General features: G+C 60.8%; 5 protein-coding genes. 4 read left to right on the top strand and 1 reads right to left on the bottom strand.

All coding sequences use genetic code 11. The features are described 5' to 3' along the window. A partial coding sequence (locus tag ACTHNR_RS00295; protein WP_440545376.1) for a 2-isopropylmalate synthase occupies positions 1 to 895 on the bottom strand: 895 nt, incomplete at its 3' end. 518 nt (positions 896 to 1,413) lie between these two features. Between ACTHNR_RS00295 and tssE the strand changes: the two genes are divergently transcribed. From tssE to ACTHNR_RS00275, 4 genes are all read left to right on the top strand, one after another. Further along, positions 1,414 to 1,896, top strand: coding sequence for a type VI secretion system baseplate subunit TssE (gene tssE, locus ACTHNR_RS00290; protein WP_440540056.1), 483 nt, complete (start codon positions 1,414 to 1,416; stop codon positions 1,894 to 1,896). Between the two features lie 57 nt (positions 1,897 to 1,953). Then, positions 1,954 to 3,792 carry a type VI secretion system baseplate subunit TssF gene (gene tssF, locus ACTHNR_RS00285; RefSeq protein ID WP_440540055.1) on the top strand — a complete coding sequence of 613 codons (1,839 nt, stop codon included), beginning with the start codon at positions 1,954 to 1,956 and terminating at the stop codon, positions 3,790 to 3,792. A 14-nt stretch (positions 3,793 to 3,806) separates the two neighbouring features. Continuing rightward, positions 3,807 to 5,639: a type VI secretion system baseplate subunit TssF gene (tssF, locus tag ACTHNR_RS00280; RefSeq protein ID WP_440545375.1), complete on the top strand. Its 1,833-nt coding sequence runs from the start codon at positions 3,807 to 3,809 to the stop codon at positions 5,637 to 5,639. Between the two features lie 183 nt (positions 5,640 to 5,822). Beyond that, positions 5,823 to 7,420 (top strand): type VI secretion system Vgr family protein (locus ACTHNR_RS00275; RefSeq protein WP_440545374.1); only part of this gene is annotated, 1,598 nt, incomplete at its 3' end.

The following is a 7,420-nucleotide window of genomic DNA, read 5'->3' as shown; positions in this document are numbered from 1 at the left end:
GTTGCGGATCGATGCCTTGCGTATAGAGATTGAGTGCGAGCGTGACGAGATCGACATTGCCGGTGCGTTCGCCGTTGCCGAACAAACAGCCTTCGATCCGATCGGCGCCGGCCAGGAGCGCAAGCTCGGCCGCGGCCACCGCGGTGCCGCGGTCGTTGTGCGGATGAACCGAGAGCACGATGCTGTCGCGATAGGCCAGATTGCGGTCCATCCATTCGATTTGATCGGCGAAGACGTTCGGCGTGGCGGCTTCGACCGTCGCAGGCAGATTGACGATCATCTTGCTGGCCGGCGTGGGGCGCCAGATGCCGCTCACCGCATCGCAGACTTCGCGGGCGAAGGCGAGTTCGGTCATGCTGAACGTCTCGGGGGAGTACTCGTAGATCCAGTGCGTGTCGGGCCGACGCTCGGCCTCTTCCTTGATCCGGCGCGCACCTTCCACGGCCAGCGCTTTGACGTCTTCTTTCGATGCGTTGAAGACGATGCGGCGGAACGATGGGGCGATCGCGTTGTACTGGTGGACGATCGCGCGCGGTACGCCTTCGAGCGCCTCGAACGTGCGCGCGATCAGATCGGCGCGCGATTGGACGAGCACCTCGATCGTCACGTCCTCGGGAATGCGCGCCTCTTCGATGAGCTTGCGCACGAAGTCGAAATCGGTTTGCGAGGCTGACGGGAAGCCGACTTCGATCTCCTTGAAGCCGATCGACACGAGCATGTCGAAGAATTCGAGCTTTTGGGCGATGCTCATCGGTTCGATCAGCGCTTGGTTGCCGTCGCGCAGATCGGTGCTCATCCAAATGGGCGCGCGCTCGATCGTTCGATTGGGCCATTTGCGCCCGGCCAACTGGACGGGAGGGAAGGGGCGGTACTTTGCGGCGGGGTGGCGAAGCATGACGGACCTCGGTTCGTCGGGTCGTCTGCGAAACGCGGCTGATCGAGCGGCTAGCCGGTCATGCCGAGACGCGATGCGGCCACGTCGGCGGTTTCGCGATTCATCCGAGCGGTACTCGGCCGAATGCTGACGACTACGGGTTGTAAAAGGAACTGCGGCTTTGGGGTGAAACGGAAACGGCTTGGGGTGCTGCGGGAGGACCGCGCGGACAATGCGCGGCGCTACGCCTGGCTTACGCTAGTCGTAGCGATAGGGGCCGCGCTAGGCGGCCGGAGGTAATTCGGAGGGGGTTCAGGTTCGAACACATAGTGACGCACTCTATGACAGAGGGCGGCGCGCTGTCAACTCTCTGCCTTAGGCAATGGCGACGGAGTTTGTTTTAGGGGACGATTGCTTCGGGACGATTGCGACTTCCTCGACGGCGGGACGGGCGTTTCAACGGGAATTGGGGTTCGTCCTGTACCATACGCGTCGCACTTGAGAGGGTGCCTTCACTAAAGATTCTTTCAAAAAGATAAATGAGCCGTTTCGAACCTAGTCTGCTCGACAAATTATTCGGGGATGGCGCGCATCAGCCGGCGCCGGCAGTGGTGCGGCAATTGTCGCTGGACGAACTCAAAGGCTCGGTTGCGCGCCATATCGAGTCGCTTCTAAACGCCCGGATTACCTATACCGACGAACGCCTCGCGGGGTTCGACGAATGCCAGCGGTCGGTGCTCACTTACGGGCTCAACGATTTCGCTGGGCTCAGTCTCGCCAGTCACGACGACCGCGAGACCATCTGCAAGTCGATTCGCAGCGCGATCGAACGCCACGAACGCAGGCTCCAGCAGGTCGAGGTCAAACTGGACGTGAATGCGCAGTCTACGAGTGTGCTGTGCTTTGCCATCAAGGCCATGCTGGTCGTGCATCCGGCTTCGGAGCCGGTCAATTTCGATGCCATGCTGCAACCGTCCACGCTGCAATATTCGGTCGCGCGCGCACGCCCCAAACGGACTTAGAAAAACACGACGTATTCGTCGGCACCGGCGACGGCATAACAAGATTCCGAGAGAAAGATGGACGAATTGCTGCCCTACTACGAGCGCGAACTATCGTTTTTGCGCCGTTATTCCGAGGACTTCTCACAACGTTACCCCAAGATTGCGGGGCAGCTTTTGCCGAGGGGCGAGCAAAGCGACGATCCGTACATCGAGCAGACGATCCAGGCGATCGCGCTACTGGAAGCGAGAATCGGCAAGAAGGCCAAGGACGACTTCCTGCATAGCGTCGAGGCGTTATTCGAGAACTTGCATCCGCACTATTTGCGGCCGTTCCCGGCATGCTCGATCGCGCAGTTCTCCTTCGATTTCGCCGCCGGTGAGCAACAGGCCTATACGGTTGCGCGGGGCACGGAAGTGGTTAGCCGATCGATCGATGGCGTTCAATGCCGCCTCAAAACCGCATACGACGTCACGCTCGCGCCCTTGACGATCAGCGAGGCGCGCTATCTGCCGGCAGCGGCCGCCCCTGTCGTTTTGCCGATCAACGCGGCCGGGATCGTATCCATTACGTTCGAATCGACGGCACCGCAGTTCAATTTGCGCTCGCTCGATTTGCGCACCATTCGCCTGCATTTGAACGGCGAATCGTCGTTTATCGCCGCGCTGGCCGACGGTCTCTTCATTCATGCGCTGGCAGGCTACGTCGAGGCCGAGGGCGATGACCGTTGGCAGCCGCTGCGGACCGTGCCGATCAAACAAGCCGGCTTCGGCGAGCACGATACGCTGATCGACTATCCTTTGCGGTCTCATCCGGCCTACCAGCCGCTGGCCGAATATTTCGGATTCCAAGAGAAATTCGACTTCGCCGATATCGACCTCGGCGCGATGCTCGATACGGTGGGTTCATGCCGACGGGTGACGCTCCATGCAGTCCTGAAAGAAGGCCACGGCAACCCGCATGCGGGACGATTGCTGGAGTCCCTATCGACGGCGCATTTCAGGCTTTTTTCGACGCCCGTCGTCAACCTATTCCCCCGGCGCGGCGAACCGATTCGCGTGACACACCATGCTGTCGCGTATCCGGTCGTGGCGGACGCGGGGCACGCTAGCGCCTACGACATTTACTCGATCGATTCGGTGCAGCTCGTACGCCAAACGAAAGAGCGAGACGAGATCATCGAATTGCGTCCGTTTTATACGCAGCGTTACGGCGACGAGAAGCGGGCCGGACATTATTGGTTTGCCCGCCGAGACGAAGCGGTCGCGGCAATGAGCCCCGGCTACGAAACGGAGATTTCCGTGGTGGACGCCGATTTCGATCCGACGGCCGCGCGGACCGATACGTTGAGCATGAAACTCACGTGTACGAATCGGGACCTGCCATCGCGATTGGCCGTTGGCCTTGAAGGAGGCGATCTCTTCCTGCAGGACGGCATCGCAAGCGATCCGGCACCGCGTATCGCGATGCTGCGCCGGCCGACGCAGACGCAGCGCTTCACGCGCGCCGACCACCTGCACCTGCGGCTCGCCTCGCACGTGGCGCTCGATCAGCTCTCGCTGACGGATATCCGTGCTGCCGCGCTCAAAGCGGTGTTGGCGTTATACGACTTGCGGCGCTCGACGGTGTCGTCTCGCCACATCGACGGGATCGTCGGCGTCGAGTCGCACGAAGCCGTGGTGGAGTTGGCCGGCAAACCGTATGCGACGCAGATAAAGGGCATCGACATGCGCCTGACCATCGACGAGCGGCATTTTGTTGGAGCGAGCATCGCGGCGTTCGTGGGGGCGATCAATGCATTTCTCGGATATTGCGTCGAGATCAACAGCTTCGTTCGGTTAATCGTCGTGTCGAAGCATACGGGCGAAGAGATCGTGCGCTGCGAGCCGCGCAGTAGCGATTTCATTCTCGCGTAATCAAGGGGCTGCCGATGAGTACGGACTACGACGACTTCGACGACGAACTGCTGCGGCACTACTACGAAAAGGAACTCGAGATCCTGCGCCGCGATATGCGAGGCTTCGCTAGGCGGAACCCCGAGGCGGCCGCGCGCCTATCGATCAACAGCGACGGACGCTCCGACGATCCGGGCATCGAACGTCTTGTGCAATCGACTGCGCTGATGAACGCCCGGCACAGCATGAAGATCGACGACGACTATCCCGAGTTGTCCGAGTCGCTGATCTGCCGAACCTATCCGCAATACCTTCGCCCGTTTCCGTCGTGCGCAATTGCGCAATTCGACACGGCAGGGATGTTCGACGGCTTGGCGGAATCCGTGCGCGTCGCGCGTGGCACGCAACTGCTGACCAAGAGCGGACAGTACAGCTTCCGCACGGCGTATGACGTCGTGCTGGCGCCGTTGCGGATCGCGCGTGCGCAGTACGCGCTTACCCCGGCGGTCCCGTCGCGCGTGAAGCTGCCGCCCGAGATGAGCGGGATGCTGTCCGTGACCTTTGCTTCGGTCAAGGCCGGCAGCAGCCTCGGTGTGGCGACACCGTCTACGCTGCGTATCTACGTGGACGGCCAGGCTCAGATGGTTGCGGCGCTCATCGATACCTTGCAACTGCGTACCTCCTATGCCTATGTCGAGGACAGCGGCGGCCGCTGGACACGGCTTGCGGAACATCCGGTCAAGAGAGTGGGTTTTGGACCGCAGGATTGGCTTTTCACGGATGCGAACGAGCCCGGTCAACCGTTCGGGATGCTTGGGGAATATTTTGCGTTTCCTCAACGCTTTCATTTTGTCGATATCGACTTCGCCGGATTGCGCCTGGCGGCGCCGGGCAGTCAACTCACACTCCATCTGGCGGTGGAGCGAGTGCCTTCAAGTTCGCGGGTGGCGCAGCAATTGGTCCACGTGCAGGCGGACCATTTCAAGCTCTTTTGCACGCCGGTCGTCAACTTGTTTGCAAAGCAGGGCGTGGCGCTCAAATTCGATGCGGGGATCGGCGCATGGCCGATACAGGCGCAGGGGCGGGACGATTCGCTCACGGAAATCTGGAAGGTGGATCAGGTTCGCACCTCGCAGGGCGTCGCTTTGAGTTCATCGTCCGAACTGCTGACCGCCCTCATCAGTCAAGCTCGCCCGAGATGGACCTTGTTGCAACGGGCGCGCCCTGCATCGCCGGATACCGTTCGACCGGCTACGCTTGCGTTCGAGAATGCCGACGGCGCGATACGAGCCGGCGACGACATCGGCCCGCTGTGGGCCGATGTGACTTGCTCGAACGGCGATCTGCCTCGCTCGTTGCGCATAGGTGCCGCCGAAGGCGACATGCGGTTGGAGGGCAAGACGCCCGGTGAGGGCAAGATCTCGCTGTTGAGCGTTCCGACTGCCGTCACGCGAGCGCCTCGTACACATGGCGCACTGTGGAGGCTCATCGGCCAGCAGACCACGCACGCCTTCCGGCTGACGCAGGAGGGCCTGCCCGCCCTGAAGCAGAGTTTCCAGCAGTTTGCCGTGCTCTCGTCGGCGCCATCGCGGCACGTCGACGGGATCACGGGACTGAGCCATAAGTCGGTCATGACGCTCATGATGCGCCGGCCCCAGCCAGCCATGGTGCGCGGAATCGAAATCACATTGACGATCGACGAAGCACTGTTCGCTGCGAACAGCGTCGCGGTGTTCGCTGGCGTCATGGAGCGCTACTTCGCTCCGTATGCGCCGGCCAACAGCTTCGTGCAGCTTATGGTTAAGTCCACGAGTGGGGCGCTCCTGTGGCGCGGCGAGCCGATAACGGGAGGGCAACCGCTTCTTTGAACTCAATGCAGGGAGTAGCGCTGAGTAATGATTACTGGATTACTGTGCATCCGCTTTGCATTCGGAAATATTTTCTCGCCTTTGATAAAGATGGTTATTCGCACCGAACTCGTGTTCTTTCGCCACAAGGTTCTGTGTAGAATCGCCAAACTCCAAATATTGGCGTAACTGTCGGGCTTGCCAATGAATACCAACTTGTCTGTCCAAGATCTGCGCAAAATCGCTGCGGGGATGCAGAACAAGCGTCTATTGACGCTCTCGTTCCCCCGGGGCGACGCCCCTTACGACATCCTATTGATCAATCGTCTGGAAGGCGAAGAGTCACTATCGCGCGATTTCCAATTCGTTGTCGAGATACTGTCCGATAACGCCAACCTCGATCCGAACGATTTCGTCGGCAAGCAGATTTGCGTGCGATTGCTGCGTGACGACGGCAGCTTCCGGTATTTCAACGGCTATGTCTTTGCGTTCCGGCTGGTTAAAACGGACGGAGGGATCGCGTTCTACGAGGCCGACATGGGCCCGTGGATGCGATACCTGAGGCTGCGCAAAAACAATCGCTTGTTCCTGGATCTGGCGCTACGCGGCCAGACGGCGACGATCTTGGAAGACTACGGCACGCTGCCTGTGTGGGAGTGGCGGGTCTACGAGAAAGACGTGCCGATGACGATGGCATGCCAGTTCGACGAGCACGATCACAATTACGTTCATCGGCGCTGGGAGCACCAGGGCTTGTGCTACTGGTACGAGCACACGGAGACGGAGCACAAGCTGATCGTGTCCGATCCGGTGCGCACCGAGCCGGCGATCGACGGCAGCAGTCCCGAGATGCCTTATCAGGACAAGGCAGGCTCTCGGGAAGCGGACGGCATCGCGCAGTGGTCGCCGATTCAACAAGCGACGTTCACGCATATCGCGCAGGCGCGCGCCAACTTCAAAGAGTCGACGCTGAACGCACGGACCGGCGGCTTGGCCGATGCGCGAACCGATGCATCGAAAGACGCCAATGCGCAAAAGTTCGAATGGTACGAGTACGTTGGGGCACACGGGCATCGCAACACGGACGACGGCCAGGAGCAAGTGTGGCGACGTATCGACGCCGTCGAGGCAATCGCCCAGCAATGGGAAGCGAGCGGAAACAGCCGCTATGTGATGCCGGGGCGCTGGTTTAAGTTGCGCGATCACTTCGGTCGCTCGATCGGCGGTAAGCGCCACGACGACGAATACCTGATCGTATTCGCGCACCACACGGCGACGAACAATTACTTGCAAGGCGTGGGCGTACCGGCGACCTACCGCAATCGCTTCACCTGTGTAAAAAAACGCACGCGGTGGCGGCCGATGCCGGGATACAACAGCGTGCAAACCCGCATTCTGGCGCCGCAGACGGCGACCGTGGTCGGGCCGAGCGGCGAAAGCCTCTACACGGACGAGTACGGTCGTGTTCTGCTTCAGTTTCATTGGGACCGAGAAGGCAAGTACACAACCTGGGTGCGCGTGTCGAGCGGCTGGGCGGGCGGCAGTCAAGGCATGAGCGCCCTACCGCGAATCGGATCCGAGGTGATCGTAAGTTGGGTCGACGGCAATCCTGACCATCCTCTCGTCATCGGCCGCGTGATGAATTCGTCGAATCTGCCGGCGTGGCGGCTGCCGCACCAGCGGGCGCTGACGGGGATTCGCAGCCGCGAGTTGGTGGGCGATCAGGGCAACCGGGCGGGCGGTCGGAGCAACCACCTGGTATTCGACGATACGGCCAACGCGATTCAGGCGCAGTTGAGATC

This window comes from Trinickia sp. (assembly GCF_051954495.1).
Lineage (GTDB): Bacteria > Pseudomonadota > Gammaproteobacteria > Burkholderiales > Burkholderiaceae > Trinickia.
Note: the sequence above shows the minus strand (reverse complement) of the source record. Positions and strands in the feature narration are given on the sequence as shown.